Origin of the sequence: Xanthomonas sp. CFBP 8152 (assembly GCF_014199025.1) — a bacterium.
In the GTDB taxonomy this organism is placed as follows: Bacteria; Pseudomonadota; Gammaproteobacteria; order Xanthomonadales; family Xanthomonadaceae; genus Xanthomonas; species Xanthomonas arboricola_B.
This window is the reverse complement of record NZ_JACHNO010000001.1, coordinates 113,977-136,067: the sequence shown is the minus strand read 5'-3', so window position 1 is coordinate 136,067 and position 22,091 is coordinate 113,977. Positions and strand designations below refer to the sequence as shown.

The 22,091-nt window shown below is 56.2% G+C and carries 16 protein-coding genes and 3 pseudogenes; 8 read left to right on the top strand and 11 right to left on the bottom strand.

The window, feature by feature from the left end; genetic code table 11:
- Nucleotides 1-34 precede the first annotated feature (34 nt).
- The 3 genes and pseudogenes from FHT09_RS00585 to FHT09_RS00575 form a co-directional block, all read left to right on the top strand.
- A complete protein-coding gene (locus FHT09_RS00585; RefSeq protein WP_104607181.1) occupies nt 35-925 on the top strand; it encodes a baseplate J/gp47 family protein in 891 nt (296 codons plus the stop codon).
- Nucleotides 918-1,460 carry a phage tail protein I gene (locus FHT09_RS00580; protein WP_104607180.1) on the top strand — a complete coding sequence of 181 codons (543 nt, stop codon included), beginning with the start codon at nt 918-920 and terminating at the stop codon, nt 1,458-1,460. The genes FHT09_RS00585 and FHT09_RS00580 overlap by 8 nt, the downstream gene beginning before the upstream one ends.
- 15 nt (nt 1,461-1,475) lie before the next feature.
- Nucleotides 1,476-2,216, top strand: a pseudogene (locus FHT09_RS00575) (hypothetical protein); the annotation flags it as partial.
- A gap of 380 nt (nt 2,217-2,596) precedes the next feature.
- On the opposite strand, the gene FHT09_RS00570 reads toward FHT09_RS00575, so the two are convergent.
- A complete protein-coding gene (locus FHT09_RS00570) occupies nt 2,597-3,025 on the bottom strand; it encodes a type II toxin-antitoxin system VapC family toxin (protein WP_260283631.1) in 429 nt (142 codons plus the stop codon).
- A complete protein-coding gene (locus tag FHT09_RS00565) occupies nt 3,022-3,276 on the bottom strand; it encodes a type II toxin-antitoxin system Phd/YefM family antitoxin (protein ID WP_078517482.1) in 255 nt (84 codons plus the stop codon). The genes FHT09_RS00570 and FHT09_RS00565 overlap by 4 nt, the downstream gene beginning before the upstream one ends.
- Before the next feature lie 419 nt (nt 3,277-3,695).
- Here FHT09_RS00565 and FHT09_RS00560 point away from each other — a divergent pair, with 419 nt between their 5' ends.
- The 3 genes and pseudogenes from FHT09_RS00560 to FHT09_RS00550 all read left to right on the top strand — a co-directional run bounded on the left by FHT09_RS00560 (nt 3,696) and on the right by FHT09_RS00550 (nt 8,943).
- Nucleotides 3,696-7,211, top strand: coding sequence for an AAA domain-containing protein (locus tag FHT09_RS00560; RefSeq protein WP_104607179.1), 3,516 nt, complete (start codon nt 3,696-3,698; stop codon nt 7,209-7,211).
- Between the two features lie 62 nt (nt 7,212-7,273).
- A pseudogene (locus FHT09_RS00555) lies at nt 7,274-7,800 on the top strand (transposase).
- Nucleotides 7,801-8,397: 597 nt separating this feature from the next.
- Nucleotides 8,398-8,943, top strand: coding sequence for a hypothetical protein (locus FHT09_RS00550; protein WP_078517484.1), 546 nt, complete (start codon nt 8,398-8,400; stop codon nt 8,941-8,943).
- 350 nt (nt 8,944-9,293) lie between these two features.
- Here the strand turns inward: FHT09_RS00550 and FHT09_RS00545 are convergent, their stop codons facing one another.
- Complete coding sequence (locus FHT09_RS00545) at nt 9,294-11,159, bottom strand: UvrD-helicase domain-containing protein (protein WP_104607178.1); 1,866 nt, start codon at nt 11,157-11,159, stop codon at nt 9,294-9,296.
- The gene (locus FHT09_RS00540) at nt 11,152-13,548 is read right to left on the bottom strand and encodes an AAA family ATPase (protein WP_260283630.1); all 2,397 of its coding nucleotides are present in this window, start codon (nt 13,546-13,548) and stop codon (nt 11,152-11,154) included. The genes FHT09_RS00545 and FHT09_RS00540 overlap by 8 nt, the downstream gene beginning before the upstream one ends.
- A gap of 355 nt (nt 13,549-13,903) precedes the next feature.
- Here FHT09_RS00540 and FHT09_RS20420 point away from each other — a divergent pair.
- A pseudogene (locus tag FHT09_RS20420) lies at nt 13,904-14,245 on the top strand (DUF1629 domain-containing protein); the annotation flags it as partial.
- 1,087 nt (nt 14,246-15,332) lie between these two features.
- Here FHT09_RS20420 and FHT09_RS00530 read toward each other — a convergent pair.
- The gene (locus FHT09_RS00530) at nt 15,333-16,130 is read right to left on the bottom strand and encodes a hypothetical protein (protein ID WP_078517486.1); all 798 of its coding nucleotides are present in this window, start codon (nt 16,128-16,130) and stop codon (nt 15,333-15,335) included.
- 105 nt (nt 16,131-16,235) lie between these two features.
- Here FHT09_RS00530 and FHT09_RS00525 point away from each other — a divergent pair, with 105 nt between their 5' ends.
- On the top strand, nt 16,236-17,501 hold the full coding sequence (locus FHT09_RS00525; RefSeq protein WP_181141435.1) for an RES family NAD+ phosphorylase: 1,266 nt from the start codon (nt 16,236-16,238) through the stop codon (nt 17,499-17,501).
- Nucleotides 17,502-18,019: 518 nt separating this feature from the next.
- Here FHT09_RS00525 and FHT09_RS00520 read toward each other — a convergent pair.
- The 6 genes from FHT09_RS00520 to FHT09_RS00495 form a co-directional block, all read right to left on the bottom strand.
- On the bottom strand, nt 18,020-19,090 hold the full coding sequence (locus tag FHT09_RS00520; RefSeq protein WP_104607184.1) for a type IV secretion system protein: 1,071 nt from the start codon (nt 19,088-19,090) through the stop codon (nt 18,020-18,022).
- A 13-nt stretch (nt 19,091-19,103) separates the two neighbouring features.
- Nucleotides 19,104-19,355, bottom strand: coding sequence for an EexN family lipoprotein (locus tag FHT09_RS00515; protein ID WP_104607174.1), 252 nt, complete (start codon nt 19,353-19,355; stop codon nt 19,104-19,106).
- 2 nt (nt 19,356-19,357) lie between these two features.
- Nucleotides 19,358-19,792 (bottom strand): hypothetical protein, encoded by a 435-nt coding sequence (locus FHT09_RS00510; RefSeq protein ID WP_146096576.1) that lies wholly within the window; start codon nt 19,790-19,792, stop codon nt 19,358-19,360.
- A 9-nt stretch (nt 19,793-19,801) separates the two neighbouring features.
- On the bottom strand, nt 19,802-20,506 hold the full coding sequence (gene virB5, locus FHT09_RS00505) for a P-type DNA transfer protein VirB5 (protein WP_219842996.1): 705 nt from the start codon (nt 20,504-20,506) through the stop codon (nt 19,802-19,804).
- Between the two features lie 217 nt (nt 20,507-20,723).
- Nucleotides 20,724-20,996 carry a hypothetical protein gene (locus FHT09_RS00500; RefSeq protein ID WP_053055281.1) on the bottom strand — a complete coding sequence of 91 codons (273 nt, stop codon included), beginning with the start codon at nt 20,994-20,996 and terminating at the stop codon, nt 20,724-20,726.
- Between the two features lie 6 nt (nt 20,997-21,002).
- Nucleotides 21,003-21,896, bottom strand: coding sequence for a hypothetical protein (locus FHT09_RS00495; RefSeq protein ID WP_146096575.1), 894 nt, complete (start codon nt 21,894-21,896; stop codon nt 21,003-21,005).
- Nucleotides 21,897-22,091 lie beyond the last annotated feature (195 nt).

Below are 22,091 nucleotides of genomic sequence, written 5' to 3'. Positions count from 1 at the left end.
CATAACTTAGGAACATTAGAAACCGGCATTACAAATGGCATCGTTTACAGCAGTTGATCTCTCCAAGCTACAGGCTCCAGACCTCATTGAAGCTCTGGACTTTGAAGCGATCTTCGCCGACGCACTGACTCAATTTCGCCGGCTCATGCCGGAATTCTCCGCACTCACCGAAGCCGACCCGGTCTACAAGCTCCTGCAGCTGTTCGCCGCCCGCGAGTTGCTGATCCGCCAGCGCGCAAACGACAAGACGCAGCAGATCATGCTGGCCTTCGCCGCCGGCACCAACCTCGATCACTTGGGCGCATTGTTTGGCGTCGCGCGCCTGGTGCTCGATGTAGGGCAGCCGGAAAACGGCACCCCACCGACCTTTGAGTCGGACATGTACTTTCGTCGCCGGATCCAGCTGGCGCCGGGGGGATTCAGCGTTGCCGGCCACCAGGGCGCGAATATCTATCACGCGCTGAGCGCAGCAGCCGATGTCATGGACGCCAGCGCCACCAGCCCCGCGCCTGGTCAAGTCCTAGTCACGGTCCAATCGCGCACGGGCGGCGGCACGGCTCCCCAGGCATCGCTAGATCAGGTCGCTACGATCCTCACCAACGATGACGTACGCCCACTGACCGACAGTGTCACGGTCCAGAGCGCCCAGATCGTCCCGTATACCATTCGTGGGCGCGTCTACACCTATGCCGGCCCTGACTCGGCAGTGGTCATGCGCGAGGCGCTGCGCAGTCTGCGGGCGTATCTGGATGAGGCACATCGCGTCGGCCGTGATGTCCCGGAATCAGCGATCAAGGCCAAGCTGTTCGCCGATGGTGTGCAGCGCATCGAACTGGACTCGCCTGCAGCCGACATCCGGATCAGCCGCGCCCAGGCCGCCTACTGCACCGCGATCGACATCGTGCATGCCGGCATCGATGAGTAACTCCCCGCTGCCGCCCAACGCCACGCCGATGGAGCGCGCCCTGGCGGCCGTCACCGAGCGCCTGGAAGCGATCCCGCTGCCATATCCAGACCTGTGGAATCCGGACATCTGCCCTGCCGGCTACCTGCCGTGGCTGGCGTGGACGCTCTCGGTCGATGACTGGAAGGCCGACTGGAGCGATGCGGTCAAGCGTTCGCGCCTGCGTAGCGCCATGGCGATCCAACGCCGCGAAGGCACCGCCAACAGCGTGCGCATGGTCGTCGAGTCGTTCGGCGGCGCGGTGGCCATCCGCGAATGGTGGCAGACGGAGCCGCGCGGCGCGCCACACACCTTCGAGCTGACGCTCACGCTGACCGGCACCGATGGACAGACCGCCACGTCTCGCTTCGTCAACGAAGTCATCGCCGAAGTCGAGCGCACCAAGCCCGTCCGTTCCCACTTCACTTTCACCCAAGGATTCCAAGCAGAAGCCCGCATCGGCGTTCTCGCTGTTGCGCGGCCAGCCGTCTATCGGCGGTTGCTCATGGATGCCTAGTAACTGGATACCGACATGCCCGGACTCAAACTTCAAGTCACCACTGCAGGCCGCGCAGCGCTGGTCAATGCACCCAAACACTGGGACCAATCCGGTGCTGATCAGCCATGTTTGCATCGCGAACGCGCTTTTTAGCGTCTCTGCCGCGTTGACCGCGCTGCCAGGTGAGATCAAGCGGGTAGCAGCCGTGGGCGAACCGTCACCGCCGACGACACAATTCATGTGTCCATTCGTGACGAGTCCGACGCCGTCTATGACTGCTACGGGTTCGGCTTGTACCTGTCCAACGGCACGCTGTTCGCTGTCTACAGTCAGTCCACCCTTTTACTTGGCAAGGCGGCGGCCGCCATGCTTCTGCTCGCCCTGGACGCGGTCTTTGCCGACATCGATGTAAAGCAGATCGCCTTCGGTGCAACCAACTTCACTGACCCGGCCGCCACGACTGAGATGACCGGGATCGTCGAGCTAGCAACTGAAAACGAAGAAGCTGCAGGCACCGACAAAATCCGCGTCATCACTGCATGGCTGTTGCAGAAGATCCTAAACGCTCGCCTGGGCGCCGGTGCGCCATCCGCGTTCGTTCGCGGACTACTGGGCCCGACAAGCGCCGTGCTGCTGCGTACCGCACTGGAACTGAAGGGCGCCGCCCTCAAGGACGAAGGCGCCGGCAACAACCTGGATGCCGACAAACTAGATGGACAGCATGGAGCCTATTATCGGGCGTGGGAAAATCTGACCGGCATTCCTGCCACTGCCGGGGCGACAAACAAGACGCTGCAGGGCACGTGACACCGGCAACGACATGCCGCTGTGACCATGCGTTGCCAGTGGTAAAACCGCCAAAGCGCAGCTAATTCCCCCGGCAATTTTCCCGGCAGCCTCGAATCGAGGCGCTTGGCTGGAACTAAGCCCTTGATTTTATGGTGGGCCCAGAAGGATTCGAACCTTCAACCAAAGGATTATGAGTTTGTCGTCAACGCGCCATGCTTAGGAAAACCAACCGTACGACAACGTAAGCAACAGAACAAAAAAGTAAGCTGCAACAGCAGTTTAGCGCAACTTAGCGAAGACGGACAAAACTTAGCTCTGTACCGCTTGAGTACTGCTATCGGAAACAATCTTGAACCCGTAGGCGTTCATGGCGACTGCTCCCAAGGGTTAACGATGATCACTCCAGTGGGCTGGAAATCGGCCGCATTGCGCGTGACCACCGCCATACCGTGCACCAACGCCGTCGCCGCGATAAGTGCGTCTCGCTCGCCGCGCTTGTCTGGTATGTGCAGCCGAGCGCAGCGCTGCGCCACAGAGATATCGATAGGCAATGTTCGCCCGGAGAACTCCGGTAATACATGCTGCTCCAGCCAGGAGCGCAACATGGCCCCCTGCGTCGCGTCCTTGCGTTCAATCGACAGAACGCCAAGCTCCAGTTCCATGATGGTGATGACCGATACAAAGAGGTCGGCGGCATCAATACTTTCACTCCACGCCGTCACATTAGCATCGGCCTTGCCGAGGCGTACTTTGCGCAGCTCCGACAGCACATTTGTATCGAGCACGTACATCATTCCAGATCAGCCGGCAGGGCTCCAACGGTCACGCGCGGCGGCTCGAACTCGATATTCTCAATGCCCGGCATCGCTAGCGCATCGGCAATGTTGCGCCGCTGCTTGGTCAGCCGCTGGTAGTCCTCGAAGCTCAACAGCACGTGCGCAGGCTTGCCTCGATCGGTGATGAATACCGGCCCCTCCTTGGTGGCCTTCTTTGCTCGCGTCACGTCCTGGTTCAGTTCGCGACTCGATAGGGTTGTGATAGTCATAGAACGTCTCCGAAAGCACTCAATGTAGTAACGTTACTACAACTTTGGCGAAGAGGACAGTGGCTGCGCAGGACATCGACATCCTGATAATTGGCGAAAAACGTGATCGAAGACCAGTTCAGGCCGATACGACCTTGAAACTCCCAAAGACAGCATCGCACTCTTCATAAATTGGATTACAAGTTGGGGCCCATCGAAAACGTCGCAGCAGGAATTTCACATGGACTACTGCGAGCCAACCGAACAGGAATATGACCGCCTCAGCATCGTGATAGCCGTCGCCGCAGGACTGCACGCACGCCCCCAAGATGTGGGTGAGCGCATGGCGGCGGCTATGGCGATACGAGGAACGGATGAACAACAAGCGCCCGTATCGGCAAGCCAAACCGCTATCACAACACTAAGGACATGACTGACGAATGCGGAAAGATTCACTTGCCTACGCCGCCTACTGGCGCAATTCGCTTGCAGATGCTGAGGCGGGACATGGGGCTCTGAAGCCTGCCGACACCGAGAAATTTCAGAACCTGTCCCATGCGGAACTGGGTGCTGGCCGAGTGAGCAAAGGCATCATTGATGCCTACTTCGCCAAGGAAGCCGAGCAAACCGAGTTCGTCGAAGTAATAATCCGCCCCAAGGTGTACGTATCTCGCATCGAACACGGCAAACAGCGGCGCACCGGAACGCCAGCCGTTGTGACGCCCATCATTGCACCCGCGATGCTGGCACGCGACGGCAGGCTGTACCCGCTCTCTCGAACAGTCGTGCCCCGCGACATTCTGGAGCCCTTGGAACGCGGTACGTTCGCCATCGGCGAAGTATCCGATCAGGATGCCTATCTCACCACAAACACCATTGCCGGGATCAACGTTGCGACGAATGACGGCGAGCCGCTTAGCGATGCCGAGTTCGAACAGCAATGGGCAAGCCACAGGGCTGCTTGCGATCAGTTGCTGGAACAGGTTGGTCAAGGCTGGCCTGGTGCTGAGGACGAATACGAACTTGCCAAGCATGGGTATCTCCTGAAGAAGGAGTCGTTCTCGGCCAGCCAGCACATCCTCGCCCTTTACGACCATATCCGCACCGATTCGCCAACTGCCCCGCTGTTCGATCGTTACGCCAGCACCGAGATTTTCTCTCCTGAGCCCTGCTTGCCTGACAATGCTGCGTTCTCCAGGCGGTTGGCGCATGCCAGCGACCAGTTTTCACTAGCAGCCGCGCAGCGCGATGCTTTGGCTCACTTGCTGGCCGCAGAGACAGGGGAGATCCTGGCGGTCAACGGCCCTCCCGGCACCGGGAAAACCACGCTGCTGCTATCGGTGGTCGCCACGCTCTGGGCCGAAGCGGCAATCAATGACGATGAGCCACCGGTCGTGGTGGCTGCCTCAACCAACAATCAAGCTGTCACCAACATCATCGATGCGTTCGGGAAAGATTTTGCAACCGGAGAAGGTCCGCTCGCCGGCCGCTGGCTGCCTAACGTCAACAGCTTCGGCGCCTACTTTCCTTCCGCAGGCAAAGAGACCGAAGCATCAAAAAAATACCAGACCAGCAAATTTTTCGAGACAGTGGAGTCGGAGGCCTATGTCGCCAACGCGAAGAAGGCGTATCTGGACGCCGCTGGCGCTGCATTCTCCAACATCTCTAGGGAACAGCTCCAACTCCGGGCGGTTGTCGACGCATTGCGCGCGTCGATTCAAGCCGAAGCGAAGAAACTTACCGCCATCGAAAACGCATGGTCAGCGCTGCTCACCGCACGCTCAGCACTTCGGGCAGAGTTGGGCGAGGAGCCTGCCAACAATTTGGTGCAACGCCGCCATTTGCATGAAACGGCACTGGCTGAGAAACGCGCGATCGAGGAGTTGTCCGAGCAATGGGAGCACTATCTCGCAAAGGAATCTCTCGTCTACACCTTCTTCTCATGGCTTCCGCCTGTCACCAAGAAGCGCATGCGGTTGGCTCGCCTGTTCCTGAAGCCGATCTGGCCCACCCAGTACGCGCAAGGCGCTTGGGAAACCATCGATCAGATCGAATCCGCCATTAAGGCTGTCGCCAGCAAAACGGATAGGAACCTAAATGAGCAGACCCATAGTGTCGAACGCGGCGAAGCTGTCCTTAAAGCGGAACGCCGTTGCCTGACGGACTGGCAAGCCGCGCTGGTTCCACTCGACGCATCGGACCAGGCAAGCAGCTTATCCATGGCTGATTGCGATTCGCTTGCCGACATGCGTATCCGCTTCCCGATCTTTCTGCTGACAACCCATTACTGGGAAGGCCGATGGCTGCTGGAGATGCAGGAACTGCTGCCCGGAATTGAACAGGAACGAAAGAAAACTGGACGAGCTACTTTGGAGAGGCGTTGGCGGCGCCGTATGAAATTGACGCCTTGCATCGTCTCGACGCTCTTCATGCTGCCCAAGGAAATGCTGGTTTCTCGGCACAACGGAAGCGGCTTTGTTCCCGACTACCTCTATGGCTTTGCCGACCTCCTTATCGTTGATGAAGCCGGACAAGTGCTTCCGGAAGTGGCTGGCGCGTCATTTGCGCTGAGCAAGAAAGCCTTGGTGATCGGCGACACATTGCAGATCGAACCGATCTGGTCGGTTCCGCCAAGCGTTGACATCGGCAACCTGCACAGTACCGGGTTGCTTTCAAACGAAACCCATGAGGATGACTACGACCACCTTTCGCAGATCGGCAAGACCGTCGCTGGTGGCAGCGTGATGCGGATAGCGCAAACGCTGACGCGCTACCACTACGACCCAGATCTTGCACGGGGCATGTTTCTGTATGAACACCGCCGCTGCTTCGACGAGATCATCGGTTACTGCAACGCGCTGTGTTACCGGGGCAAGCTCATTCCGACGCGAAAACTGAAAACCCAAGCAGCTGCCGATCAACAGGATGGGCTGCCGGCAATGGGGTACCTCCACATCGACGGAATCTGCCAGAAGAGCGGCAATGGCAGCCGGCATAACCTGCATGAGGCGGAAACCATCGCCGCCTGGATTTCAGAACACCGCGCTTCGCTGGAAGCTACCTACGGGCAGCCACTGCACAAGATTGTGGGAGTGGTGACCCCCTTCGGCGGACAGGTGCAAGCCATCTCCAATGCCTGCCGCAGCGTGGGCATCAAGGTCGGCAACGACGACGACGGCATGACTGTCGGGACCGTGCACTCACTACAGGGCGCCGAGCGCCCGGTAGTGATTTTCTCTCCGACATATACCAAGCATGCCGATGGCGGCTTCATCGACCGCAGCGCGAGCATGCTCAATGTTGCAGCGTCGCGGGCGAAGAATACGTTTCTGGTATTCGGCGACATGGATGTGTTCGAGACGGCTCCCACAGCGACACCGCGTGGCCTTTTGGCCACCTATCTCTTCCGGGATTCCACCAATGCCCTCTACTTTGAGCACCGGGTACGCCAGGACCTGCGGGGGGCAGATGCTGCCATTTATCCCCTACGGGACGCACAGGAGCACGACGCCTTCCTGTTGGATGCTCTCACTATAGCGGGCCGCGAAATCCATATCGTGTCGCCATGGATCATTCTGGATCGCATTGAGGAGATCGGCGCTCTCGGCGCCATGCGCGCCGCAATCCAGCGTGGCGTGAAAGTAACCGTCTACACAGACCCGGAATTGAACACTGACGGCAGCTACGAAGGACGCGATAAAAAACGTCAGACGCTAGACATCACCGCCGCGATCCTGCGCGACGCGGGCATTCAAGTCGCTTTCGTCACCAGAGTTCATAGCAAGGTGCTTATCGGCGACAACGATTTGTACTGCGTCGGTTCGTTCAACTGGTTCAGCGCTAGACGGGACGCACAGTACGCACGCCACGAAACCTCTCTGGTGTATCGAGGACCTGGGCTGACAAGCGAGATAGACGTCATGCGAGCGAGCTTGCGGGACCGCGTCACAGAATAGGGAACCTCTGAGCAACGCGCCAAAAAAGCGCGACACTATCGGTTCGGAGTGAGGAGGCATCCATGCAACTGACGCTTAGTGACGCCGAGGGCTTGGGCAAGCGCAAGCAGACCCGGCGCGAGATCTTCCTTTCCGAGATGGGGCGCATCGTGCCGTGGAAGCAGCTGCTTGTCCTGATCGAGCCGCACTATCCGGTGTTGGGACGGTCGGGTCGGCAGCCGTACGCGCTATCCACGATGTTGCGGATTCATCTTTTGCAGCAGTGGTCTGCGTTGAGCGATCCGGCAATGGAAGAGGCATTGCACGAGATCCCGACCCCGCGAGGAGCTGCAGAGCTGCGAGGATGCATCTTTCATTGCCGCCAAGGGCTCCACGATTCAAGCCATTGGCAACAGGAGGAACGTTGGGAACACTTCAAAGTCAGCGTGCGCGCAAGGTGGAGCATCCGTTCCGCGTGATCAAGCGCTAGTTTGGCTACACCAAGGTGCGCTATCGCGGCCTGGCCAAGAACACCGCGCAGGTGCTTACATTGTTTGCACTATCGAACCTTTGGATGGTGCGCCGGCAATTGCTGCCGGCCAGGGGGTAATGCTTCTTGGCGGCAGCCAAAGCCGCCAGAAACTTGCAGCAATCGCATCATACGCAGCATTTCGCAGGTTACTGACATGCAAGAAGCTGGAATTTGAGAGGTTTGGTGAGTTATTCGGACCTTCCCTAGCTGGGCCCTCACTACCCCAACGTGCCGACGCATCTACGATTGCTGGGTTACTTTTAGAAAAGAACGGTGGATAGGGCGGCGGGTTATGGCCGGCAGTTGGTCGCTGCAGGCGGTCAGCTACCTTATGCCACCGGGGCTCCAGATGACAACCTTGGTATTGCACACTGGCCGATCATGGACAGATACGAAAAGCCAACCAGCTGGACATTCATCGGCGACGGAACTGGACACGGCCGCCAAATGACCTAGGTGCGAGCGCCAGAAGCGCTGGACAGCACAGCCAGTATTGTGGTTCAGCCGACATACGTGAAAAAATGAGTCAAAAGTTCGGATTTCACCTATTTCATCAGTGAGTTAGCGGATACTTCCGGGTAACGAACCTGCACTACCAACAGCGATTTAGCTCACTTTTGGCTTTTTACACGAGTCCCTTCCGATCCTCTAATAGCGCATCTTAGGAGTTTACCCGTGTCGTCCTATCATGAATTTATCCAACCCTTCTCGCACGAAGAATTAATACGTGCTTTTGAGACAGAGGACCTCGTAGGATGTGTGTTGCGTATCCACCTTCACGTCGAAAAGCTGCTGGTAGTCGCTCTGAAGTCCTCGATCAATTCGCAGATCGCCAAAGTCATCACCTCCGTACCACAGAACTTTTCGAATAAAGTGCAACTTGCTGCCGCCTTCGGTGTACCGGTGGAGATATGTTTGGCGGCGCTCGATCTAAATGCTTTGCGCAATAAGATTGGGCACAATCTTGGTCAACTTCTACCACCGCAAGATGTTCTTCAGCTTGCTATGAAGGTAGATGCTTTTCGCGCAGCGTTTTTCCCCGAAGATCCTACTGTGATGGAGAGCGCAATGGAGCTCTTCAGCACCGGCAGTGGTAAGCGGCAGTTCGGGGGCGGCGAAGCGATCTGGGATTTTAAGATCGCTTCCGGTCTTCTTAATGGATGGATGCTGAAATATTGGGCTCAGCGCGGTTGGCTGAGCACATCCGCCGCTGGATCCTAACAGTCGGCCAACTCCCGACTCCAACTTAGCGTGACATGCCTAGTTAAGGGTTGGCAGAAAATTCGGGAAAGCGACGTGGGCAGCGTGTCCAACTACCTGGCGCCGCTGTCCAGTCTATTTGGCGGCAGTTTTCGACAATCCCGGCTGCTGGTGTCCAACTACTTGGCGTTTCGTAGACTGACGCTCAAGGCAATACCGCAAGCTGTCATCGATGCGTGGGGGGAATTGTTAGCTTTGCCGACTGATGTCGTGTTGCGCAAGAACAGATACACAATAAACCGTGTTGTTGCAGTCGTCCTAGGCGGTTATGGCCGGGCCTGCTCCACAGAGGATTATGGCTCACCGCGCCGTCAGACGAGGACCACCTCATCCGCACTGAACCATCCTTTGCGGATGACCTCGTCACGGACGGCTCCAGGATTCTGGGCGTAAACCATGAGGGCTAGGCTATGCTCCGCCCGGCTGCAGGTCACGTATAGAAGGCGACGTGTTTGGGCGCGCTGGGAATCACCCCCTCCGACTTCCTTCTCGGCATCTTTATCGGCGACCTTGACACCAAGGATCTTGTCATAACTGAACGTGAATCCGTTCGCCTCTTCGTCACTGATGACGACCAGCACCCGCGGAAACTCGAGTCCCTTCACCCCCTGATGCGTATCGAATGCAGATAGTCCCCTCGCATAAAGGGCCATGGCGCGAACCTGAGAGAAGGGCGCTTGCAGCACTCTGCGCCAGGCATGCAATTCTTGCGCTGGGCGTTCGCCTTCAAGGGCCGCTTCGTCGTCAGGCTCCTGTCCGTTAAGGGCATGGCGCAGTGCATTCGGAACGGTCAGTAGCCCGCTCTCAAGCAGTCCGCTGATGACCTCGCGCAGTGGAGGATCGCGATCACGCAGTTGCTCAGTCAAGCGTCGTGCACCGTCACCTGCAGCTCGAATCGCATCCAACTGGTCGGCGCGTCCGGCAAGCGCCTTACTGTCAAAAAGGGGGGAGCGTGTCCGGATGCTGTCGACCAGTATGAACTCATCGCCTGAGAGGCCCGCTTCCACAATGGGCAGCACATCGTCCACAAGAAAATTGACGGGTCCTAATACACCGTCCAGGAGTGATGTCTTCAGTGTGTCGGTCTCATACAACGGCCCGAAGACTTCATCGAATCCAAGCCGCCGCGATGCCATGCGATGTTCAAGGACGAGTGTCTTGCGTTGTTCCGGTCCGAGCCCCCACTCGGCGACGCCAGTAATCTCAGCCATCTTGCACGCTACCGCCTCCTCAAGCTCAAGCGACTTTGCTGCACCAATGCCTGTGATGAAGATCCTCGCGAATCCACCTGGCTTGTCCTTGCGGGCTCGTTGTTGCTGTCCATCGACCTCCGAGCGGATCGTGTTAACGAGGCGGACAATGCGCTCGGCCGACCGGTGGTTCATCACTTTTGCGGGCCGCGCCCAGTCTCCGGGCACCGCACACTCAAGCCGAGGCATGCCATGCGTATAGATTCTCTGCATCGTGTCGCCGAGAAGCCCGAGGGCGAACCGGTCGCTTGCGTATGCCTGAATCGAGAGAAGCGCCTTCATCACTTCCTCATGCGTGTCCTGACTCTCATCTATGAGAACCACCGGATAGAGGTCGACGAGCACTTCGCGCAGCGGTTCTTTTTGCAGGAAATTGCCGGCCATGCCGATGACTTCCTGGTGGGTCAGTGACCCCCGCAGACGTTCCGTTCCCGATGGGCTGTAATGGAATGACAGCATCGAATCGAGCGATTCTAAACGCTTTCTCTTTCGCTCCAAGTCGGCCTTGTTCTTGAGATATGTCTTGTTCGCTCCGCGTGCACGACCCATTGCATCTGTAAGTTTCGCCATCGATTCGGCGAGGGAAACCTTCAGCCAGGTCCTGATCTCATCGTCGAACCCCTTAATGAGTCGCCAGGCAAAACTGTGGATAGTCGACACGTCGATCAGGGCATCAAATTCGATTCGCCGGAGAATCTCGTCCCGAGCAGCATTTGTGTAGGTGATGACCGCGATGCGTTGCCCCTTGTACACGAGCCGCTCGCGTTCGCGTAGCCGGAGTTTGCCCAGCGCGCCAACTAGGGATCGCGTCTTACCGGAGCCGGCTCCGGCGTACATGAAGAAGCTCTGCGGGGTATCCAGATGTAGACACTGGTCAATGACTTCGTCGACCCCGTTGTCAACCAAGCTATCGGGCAGCTCATTCATGCACGCCCTCCTCTACCGAAACGGACACAAGAAGCATTTCGTGCTTTTTCTTGACGATTCGCTCCTGCAGCCACGAGAGGCCCTCCTCGATGTAGCGCGGAGGAATCAGATCCTTAAAGTCCGTGTCATAAAGGACGCCGAGTGCGAACCCAGCCTTGTCTCCATCACCTATGACCTTGAACAGCCTAGAGGCGAGGGCCTCCCCGCTCGTTGCCTTTGCAATCTCACGCGCCACCGCTCCAATCATCCCGTTGCCCCTTGCGGCAGCAAAATGGGCAAAGTTGGCGAAGACCAACGCGTCTTCGAACGTTCCTGGCAACACCTCTTCCGGCAGAGCCCCGACAGGAACTCCTATGTAGGCCGGGGTTTGGTAGGCCATGCGGATGGAGTAGAGGTCGTCGGAAACGATGACTTTATCAGTCGCGGCTAAATCAAGTAGACAATCAATCTCACGTTTGTTGTTGTTTGACTTCAGCCAGCTTCGCAGTGTTGGGTTTCCAGTGACCTGCCCTGCATTGCGCTTGACTGGCACGGATGCCTTGTCGCCCAGCGCGTCGATGTCGGTAATGACGATGCACGGGATTCCCAGAGCGTTGAGCAATGGCCGCAAGCGGTGGGCGTGGCTGCCACCCACCTCAAGCAGTGTCACGTACGCCTGGTGAAGCTGCGGGAATCGGTTGCGAATGAAGTGCGGAAGCAATATTCGCTCGGCGGCGCCCTCAACAAGTATCAACGCGTCCGCGAAGAACACGTCCGCATGCTGTGAGCGAAGGTAGCGAGTGACAAACCGTTTAGTGCTGGTGTCATCCCCGAAAACGGACTCAAGATTCGATACAGTCGATATCGGCACCTGTTTCCCATGCATTCCTGCCGGAAGGCGCCTGAAGTACCGGAGTGACGCATACGGAAGTTCGTGGGCGATGTGGCTCGAGTGCGAGCTCACTACCATCTGCGTCGAGAGGCCAGGGAATTTCCTCAACAACGAATCATTGGTAAGCACATGATAGGCGTGGCGGACGAATACCTGTTGCACCTGGGCGTGGAGGTGCGCCTCTGGCTCCTCAATCATGACGAGGTGGATTGGCTCGACGATCAAATCGCCGGACGCGAGCGCGGCCTTGCTCTTGCGCAGCCAGGCATCCCTGAAACTCATCAAGCGAAAAATCATTGAGATCAGGTTTTGGTATCCGAGTCCGTTAGAGGTCTCCGGAAGCCGAAGCGGTGGGGTAACGGCCGCGCCGCCAATGGAATCGAGTTCAAAGAGCACAGCCGATTCATGGTTAATTCCGTCGGCCGCACTCAGCTGCGTCGTCACATGTATCGTCGGGTCGTTGGCCCCCGGATATCCCAACGATTCAACTTCCTGGAACGCCGGTCTAAAGCTCGCGGCGAGCCGGACATCGAACGCGTCGCGAGCCGCGTCCATCGCCCGGAGTGCGTCAATGTCGGAAGGGCCTGGCGACTGCTCCGGGTCAAGATGCCGCTTGTAATACGCTCGGAGCTGCTCGGAAAGCCGTCGTCCTGATCGCCCTGCCGAGGCTGAATCTTCGCTTTCGTCCATTTCGCCGAATCCACGCTGCGCATTGATTTCGTGAACCCGTATCAGGCCGGCAAGTGGGTTGGTCTGCATCGGGATGGTCGATGGTCCGAGGTGCTGGGGCAGTGCCTCCCGGGTCACTGTGTCCGGCTCGACGAGCCTCGCCGGATCGAGGCGGTACCAGCGCATTTCGAAATGCACTCCAAGCCTCCTGGTAAGGAAATCGGTGAGGTTCTTCGGCCAGAGCGTCAACGCCGCTTTGTCAACATCTTTGGCCGCCTCTGCCTCCAGCGCATGAACCCGCTCGCGTTCCGACCGGAAATCGTTGTAGAGCGCGACAATGTCCTTCGGCTCAAGCCGGAACCGCACGCCGACAAGCCCACTACGCCAACTGAAGGATGGAATAAGGTCCTTGACGAAGTGGAGTTCACCGTTTTCTGCAGACAGCCATAGGTCAAGCATCGGGACCATAGCCATCCACGAATCAACCACCGGTGGTTGACTCCCCGCGATGGCGGCTTCCCACTCCTTTCCTATCGCATCAATCGTGGGGAGGTGGCAAAGAGTGAAGTCAAGCAGCCTAAACGGGCTCTTGTGTGAGACAAGAAAGCGGCGCAGCGCTAGCATTGCAGAGGACTTTCCGCTGTTGTTGGCTCCAACGAGAAGGGTCGTGTCGTCCGTGAGGTCGACGCGAACCGCTTGGAGCTTGCGGAAATTAGCAATTTCGATATGTCGAATTTTCATTATTCTTCCCTGAGTTCCCTGATCCGTTCGCATATTCTTGCGCATGACCCTGACCACAACGCAAGCTCTGGCGAAATATTGAACCTTGCCCTCGACCTTGCCAACCATTTGAGAAATTCCGAGCGGCACTTTCTGCATTTGACGTGGGACACAATCTGCGAGGACGCAAATTGCCTGTGGTGCGCCGATGCGACCAAGCGTGCATTGCCGATATCGGTAGAACCTGCGTGCTTGAACTGCTAGCACTAGGAGAGCCGGTCGGGGTTAGCGCACGTTGCCGAGGCGCGCGCCGCTGAGCCAACTGGAAAGACGGCGCCTAAGCCATCTACTCACAGCACCGAAGAATCTGTTTCAAGCTGCGGCGCACCTCCGCCTCGCGGTAGCTCCTGGAAGTTGCGTTAGTCTAGGTCCGCTTCGGGTAGATCACTGCCGTTCAAGGCAGGCCTACCGATCTCGGGCATCGGAAGGCTTCGTCTTTGCGGCTTGCGACTTCACCCTTGCCGACGGCACGCAAGGTCCTCAGCACTACCTCTGCAACGTGACGCGTTGGCTTTATGCGCTTGATGAGAGTGACTCACGGGTCCAGATCGAGATCAAACATGATTACGAGACCGGAGAAGACCACAACTTCTACAGCGTATCCGGTGGCGCAAGCCTTGTATTCAATCGGGAAGTTGTTGGTAACGCCCACATCTTCCGTCAGTCACGCTTAGGAACCGAGGCCATTTGTGACCGCGTTCTGTTCGACGCCTTGAGCGCAGCCCAACTTAGCGGCCCTTCGCTGCGAGACGCCGCAGACCTCTGACGCGTCAAATCCTCGATACGGATTTCTGAGGGGGAGTTACACCGATGGCTGACACACCGGCTTTCCAAGGACGTAGCTGGTAGCTCGACTTTCCCAAGACATTGACCTCCTTCGTCCCGAACTGTGGTGCGCAGGTCAATCCAGTTCGAATGGCGTCAACGACCAAGCGAGCCATAGAGCGTTGCTCGATGTCTGCTCGTTCGCGGACAGCAGCTTTTTCCGATGAAGTCATCAAAACCTAAAACAGCTTCTTCGGCTCTGTCGCTGGATCCTGGTTGGTTTGGCGGTACTGCTTTGGAAGCTCTCCTGGTGCGGTTGCAAGCGTGTGCTAGATCGCCTCTCGGATTGCAACACCAGGCGTCTTGCCACGCTCTTCGCAATAGGCAATCCATCAGGCTTTCAAATCCGGGCCTACATGCACATTGATGGCTCGTCCGGGCTTCTCCAAGTGCTTCTCCAGTTGAAATAAAAAGCATGGGCGGACACACACTGCAAATAAACTGTGCGCACAGTTTAACGGCCTCCGGCCTATCCTGCATTGTCCATTCTTCGCTTTTTTGATCTCCTTGCTTCACTCGCCGAATCACTTGACGCCACACGTGACTTGCACCGGTGCTGCTACCCGTTCTGCTATCAGCCGCCAGGAATTTCGTCATGACGAAATTTTTCAACTGGCTTTTCATGCCCATGTACGAAAAGCCAACCAAATGGACACTCATCGGCGACGGAGCTGGACACCGCCGCTAAATGAACTGGATGAGAGCACCAGAAGCGTTGGACATCGCTGCCAATATTCACTTCCCGTACTTGACCGCCTTCGTCTTTCGCATGGATTGCGTAAGGGCTGACAAACAGGGATTGACCAAGGGAGGGCGGATGCCGGGCATTCAGCGAACAGTTCCTAGCTACAACCTCAAAGCCCCCAAGCGCGTCAACGCTTGGGGGGCTTGTGCATTTCCCACGTATGGATTGGCGGTGGGAGTCGTCAGGTCATGCCGGCACCTGTCTTCCATGTACGCAGTTATGGCGTGTTTCCGCCGACCCTCGTCACACTCCAAGGGCATTACGCGCCACCAGGGCAGCCACATCACTCCCTGCTGACCGCTTTTGATACCAACGCGGCCGTCCACGCGTGATCCAGGCGCAACGTGACCCAACGCTTGTCGATGGCCTCAACAACGGCCTCGGCGAAATAATCCCCGAACACGGCTCTATGCTGATCTTTCGGAATGCTCAGAAGCTTGGAGCCCAAACCGATTCCCTGTGCGTTCTGAAGGTAGTAGTTCACCGTATCCCAGGCCGGGGTGGTCCAAGCCTTGGTACGGTTCTTCCGGTGGTGGCCATCGAGCCCACCGGGCAGCCAACAACGGAATCGATAGAGCCCATCAGCGTCTTTCCGGAACTCGGGATTGGCAGGCTGTCGCAGCGGATCAAAAGCGACGTCCTCATCCCGCACCACCGGGACTTGGTTCAAGTCGAGATCCAACTCCAGAACAAATGCGTAGTCGCGATCGCTCGCCTCAAGTCCTCCGGATAGCATGGCGTCGCACACCGACACCATCGCCTCATGCCCCAAGGCGGCCATTCGCGCTCGGTAGTCCAACGCAAGGGCTTGCGAAAGATGGCCCAAGAGCTCGAACTCGACGCTCACAGAGCGATACAACACTGCCACAGCGTTTGAGTCGTAGGGATTTTGGTCGTTTGGAACAAGAACGACTCGAAAGAAGGTCAGGTTCGTTTGGCCCGCCGGGTTCTGCGCGATCGCTCCGAGCGCACCACGATACGCCCTGCTTCCTGTCGCTTGTACTTCAAAACATCCCACAGAGGGCCACTTAGGCACGCCTTGCTGCTGCATCATCGCTCCATCGCCGGGAGCCAACAGCATCGCTGCCCCGTCTCCGCTTGCCAAGCAACTATCATTGACAGGTGACCAGTAGAGGCCCGCTCCGCGCTAATGTATAGGACTAGAGACAAGGGACGGCTCGTTGCAATGGAAACCGGAATTTGCAAGAACTGCATCGTGGATGATTGTCTTAAAGCAGAGATTGATGCTCGCGCAGAGCTCGTCATTTGCACGGAATGCAGCCGAGCTCGGAAGGGCATATCCATTGAAGTTCTTGGGCGGCGGCTTGAGACAGTTCTTCGGAAGTACTACGTATCGGGCGAAGCTTACAAGCATTACGACGGTGTCGATGACGACAGGGGAACATGGCAGCAGCACGGCGAGCTCCTATCTGACATCATTCAGGATGCACTTGGAGAGTTTTACGGTTGCCACTCATTAATTGTTCAAGCGGTGATGGGTGCAGAGGACTGTGATCCAGCGTCCGGAGACTATGGGTTCTGGAGTGAGGATTCGCACTACCAATTTAAGTTCGTACAGTACGAGCCGACCTGGTTCCCAGGGTGGCATGAGACCAAAGCCGAATTGAAGCATGGTCGTCGGTTTTTCAGCCCCGCTGCCATGTCCATGTTTGATGCTCTCTTCCATGGGATCGACAACATCACAGCTGCTATCAAGGGGAAACAGCGGAAGGTTTGCTATTCACTATCCGTCGGCAAGTACCTGTTCCGTGCCAGGGTAGTCGATTCTCTGTCAGCGCAGGCAGAGGTCATCGCTGCACCTGAGCACCAAGTCGGCCCGCCTCCATCGGAGATCGCGCGAAGCGGCCGCATGAATGCAGAGGGCGTATCTGTCCTGTACGCCTCCACTGAGGCAAGCACTTGCGTAGCCGAGATGCGGCCGGCTATCGGCAGCACGTTGGCAGTGGTGGAGTTACAGACCACGCGTAGACTACGTGTCTTGGACCTTCGCAGGCTTGAAATGGCTTGGCATGAACCAAGCATGTTCGATCCTAACTATTCGGATAAGCGCATCCGTCTCGCCGCGCTTCGCCAGCTGCATGAACTGGTCTCTCAACCGATTCTGCCAGGGAAGGAGGCGGACTACATCGTGACTCAGACAATGGCTGAGTACCTCGCCCACGTGTTCCACAGGCCCTTCGATGGGATCGTATTTCGCTCGGCTCAGGATGTGCTTGGTACCAACCTTGTGCTCTTCTCACGGAGCAGGCCGTTTGATGGAAAGCTCTCGCCCAGATTCGGCGTCAAGTACGTCAAGGACAGCCTAAAGTTCGTCCGAATAAGGTCTGTGAGAATCGACTACGAGGAACTGTCCCTCGTAAGCGTCCAAGGCACACCTTACCTTCTGGACGTCGATGGGCAGGCTAGGTTTGATGAGTGGCTTTCGGACTAGGGCAGTGCAGGACACGGGGCCGGCGGAAACGCATCTTGAGGGTCGGCAGGAATTTGTGAGAAATTATTTTCTAACAGCGAGCCAGCTCACTTCCGGCTGTTTTTTACACGAATCCCTGCCGATCCTCTGGTTGCGCTGGCTTTTGCTAGTTCACAATCGTCCAGCCTAAATGATGCCGCCGTCCAGTTTGACTGATAGCTTCGTCCAGTTTATTTGGTGCCAGCGTCCACTTGCTTGGCTGTATGTACCCATGCTCCTCAGCGCCCTAAGCAGACCGTATATGAAACCACCTAGGACGCCCCAATCAGGTCCGTGTTGTAACCTTGAAATTTCGTCATGACGAAAAAATAGCCATCGGCATAAGTCATCTTGAGCCGGAGCTTTACCAGCAACTGGCATGGCTAATCACAGGTGCGCCAGCTCGGCGCTGAATCTGTCTTGCACCTTGGAGGATAAATCCAAGCTCAACGCATTAAGCTGCCAGTCAAAGAAAAGCCCCGACTAGCGGGGCCATTCTATTATTCGCCTTGAACTTGCCCACCTCTAGCTCGGCCCCAGTTCCTTCCCACGTTGGTCAATACATGTTGTCGATATGATGGATTCCATACCGTATTTCCCGCAATAAGGTGATTGGTTCTCCCGGCCGTCACCATCATGCCGGACTCAAGATCGCGGCGAGTTGAAACGGGGTTGACCGCACCGACCACAGCAGATCCAATTCCCGATGCCCCGGCTACCAGGCCGCCCATAGTGATTGCCGCAGATGTCATGCCCCCTGCAAGTGCGCCCCCTTTTTGGTAAGCAACATACATAAGCCAAAGCATCACCACGGTAATGATGATTAGGCGCACGCAGTCAAAAAACGGGTTTGCGTCAACGCTGTCGATATTTGTGGCGCTGACAACCGCAACGAAGATCTTCATTGCAAATGCTAGAACCGCGCTTACCAGAGCGATTTGCAGAACGGTCGATATCACCTCGCCAAACCACCTATCGAAGAATGCCTTGGTGGTCGGCCACATAAGAAGCATGATAAAAAGAGGCCCAATACCTAGCAGTAATTCAAGCAGCGTTTTAGATGCAACAATCATTGCCCCAGCAGGGGCGGCTATTATAAGAGTTGCGGTAGCTACAATAATCGCTTCAAAATATTCACCGATCATCATTCCCATTTCGGTCGCACCTCTATCAGAGGCCCGATTCCAAAGCTCACCTGACAAATCGAGCCCTTTGCCGACAGATTGGTCAAGAACCTGATAGACGGTAGCAGGAGTGGCACCGTTGGCGCCTGAGAATGCCTGCGTTGTTCCGGCTTCTAAGTCATGACCGGACGCAACGACAAAGTTCATATAAGTGTCTGAGCTCAGCGCAAACGCTCCGATTAAAGCGAATTTTCCAAAAGACAGCATTAATTTAGAAAACGGCCCATCAATGCGACCCAAGGTCATCAAAATTCCAGTAATGGAATAGTAAAGTGAGCCCAAGAGGACGGCACTTAACGTGATTTTCTCAATCACCACAGGAACCATTGACTCGACATATGCATCCATTGCGTTAGTAATGGAATCGCCTATGAACTGAAAAATCATAGGGTCTGACATGTCATTCCCCCATCTTTACGGAGGGCAGCGGAGAGTAACCGCGATGCGAATTAGCTATTTCGTTTTCTGCCTGCTGGGCGTTAATACAGTTCGGCGCCAAGCTCCTTTCGCCTGGGTTATTCTTGCAGGCCGCCAGCATCGCATTGCGTTGGTCTCTGTCGGCTTTGTACTCCGCGACGGTCTGGGCTGGCTCGTTGTTGTTGCAACCAGCAAAGAGGAAGACGAGCGAAGTCACATAGACAAACTTTTTCATAGTTACATCCTCTTAGTAGAGTGCGGGACCTGCGTGAGCGCAGCGGACACTTCCGAAGCAACGATGATTTGCCGTGTCGCAAGCCACCTCAGTGCTGCTTCCGGCATCCCGGCGCGTGTTGCATCTAGAAAACGCTGCCTGCCATTCACGAATGCAAGCGCGATGCAGGCCGCCGTCAAAACGAACGCTACAACCTCTGCTTCCCAGCTCGCGAGGTTCTTGATTCCGGGAATAGAAACTCCCAGCGTTTCATACGCAATCCAGTAGAAGGCGACCAATGCAAAGAACATTGCTACGATATCGAGGCAAAACATATGGGCATCGCCACGTAATGCTTCATTGAAACGAGAAGACCCGAATTTCCTAACCGAAAACCAGAACCTAATAGGTAAATTTACGTATCCGATGAGTAGCAGTAATTCGATGAAGTGCAGCATAAATCCTCCTTAGAATTCGACTGGATTCAAAGGGGAATAGCCACGACGCGAGTTTAATTTCGCATTGATTTCGCGTTGTCGTTGCTGCTGAATTTTTTCTTCAGCTACCGCCATCATCTGAAACAACTGGAGTTTGGTCTCCTCGTTGGCGATCATCGCTTGTTCGCTAGCGATGCGTCCTTGCAGCTCAGCGATCGCCTTTGGATCCTGTGTCTTGTTGATTTCGCCCATGAGCGAGCTGATCTGATCGAGCCGCGACTTTGCAGCTTCATATGCATCGCCAACGAACGCCTTGTCCTGCGCCGGTTTCGCGGCTGCAGCCTGGCAGGCAGTTCGCTGCGCATCGCCCACAAGACGTGCGCATGTGTCGAAGATCTTGTTAGCTTCGTAGATGGCTGCTGCCGAGCTGCTAAGGCCGCTGTAACCGCCGTTGCGCACAGAGTCGTAGACGCTTTGCCAATCCCTGGGCAAGTAGTCGCGCAATTCCTGATCGTTCATGATCTGCCCCAAACCGCGTGGGCCAGTGACTGCGTCGTATTGCTTCTGCATCTGGTTAATCTGGCTCACCATCTGGTCATACTGTGCCTTCCACTTCGCTATCGTCTCGATCTGATTGATCGTAGAAGGAACGTCGGCCACGACAGTGACCGGGACGCCGGCGTAGGCATAACCGCCGAGCATCAGTGAGCCTACGAGAAGAAATGATTTTTTGATGTGCATGAGTGCCACTCCTGTTGCGTTAGGAGGGACGAGGCCGACTGTTCCGGCTGGGTCAGGAGGGGCTTAGCCTCCGCAGCTTCGCCTTTGGCGTTTAGCCCACTATGCGGCCATTCTGTTCATGGCTGTCAGGGCCTTCTTTTCAGCCCGGCACCCGGTACGCACGAAGCGTTCTTGGGGCAACTCGACCCAGGGTCTTGGAAACGTATCGTCTTTACCAGTTGCTTCGGACGATGATTAGATTTTCGCTCAAATACGGTACATCTGCCAGATCTTCCAAAGCCTGATCGACGGTGCGGAACCATAGCTGCATGCCATACCTATCGACAACTACTCGAGATTCGGCGCCGTCGTTGATACGCATTGCGTATCCCCTCTTTCGTTCGGCATGTAAGATCACCTGAATTTCCCCTCTTCTTTCCAGACTGTCACAGTAGTCTTCGAGGTTATGAAACGATAAATATTTATCAGGCGTCGTGGTGCTCATTAGCTTTTACGTTTTCACCCTAAGCATTGCACCTATCTGATCCATGTACGGCTTGCTGGCCCCTGGTGACGATCGCTGAAGGCTACGAACTGGCTCAATCGCTTTCTTCTCGCTCGTGCTCTTTCTTGCCTCCGATACGGCTACTCCAGCTACTGGCTCAAATTCACCTCTCTCGTAGCGCGAAACGATGGCTCTTAGCCAACGTTCTGGGGTGGTCTTGATGCTGTTGGTCGAAAGCACTCCGGCAAGCTCGTCCAAGAGAAGCTGTGCTTCGTCAACGTCTATTCCAGCCATCAGCAGTTCCACTGCACGCCTTTGTGACGCATTTAATGAGCGCGGCCAGAAAAATTCTCTTCCAACCGGGACGCCTGCATCTGTGTCGCCATCGTTTTTACCGTTGATGACCTTACACGCAGTAGGTTGTAGTGGTTTTTCATCAATAGTCTTAATTAAGTTGGTACTGCTCTTCTTGGTACTACTTACACTTGGTTTACCCCCCTGTGCACCAAGGCCTGACAGGCCATTGGATGAGTCCCCATGCTTTGGACGGCCATACCCCGGTTTTTGGGGGTATGGTTCAGGGTTTGATGTAGTCGTAGCGATGTGCTGATCAGGCGTATCTGTGACAACTTGCAACCACTTTATTTTTCCTTGCGAATCACGCTCCCGCTTTTGCTGGAAGTAACCAGCAGCTTGCATTTCTCTCCGAGCGCGAAGCCACTGCTGCTCGCTCAATTTGAAGGTCTTACGTACATGCCAAATATTTAACTTAAAATCAGAACTTCTCCCAAGCATCCAGGATAGGACGACACGTGCAGTCCATCCCAATCGGTGGTCGGTCAAGATGTCATCAGGCACTGCCGAGAACGCACGACGCTTGATGCTGATAAATTCGCTCATAACTAGACTAGCCTGCAACGCTGTCGGCAGGCACTGCTTCTCCGTCAAGTGACAATGCATCCTTGACTTGAAGCGTTCGGAAGTAGACACGCCTCCCTACACGCAACATTGTGGGCCTGAGTTTTTGAGAAACCTCATTATTCGAGTACAGCGCTACACGCATTCCGTCGGGAGAATGTCCTAAAAGAGCAGCAA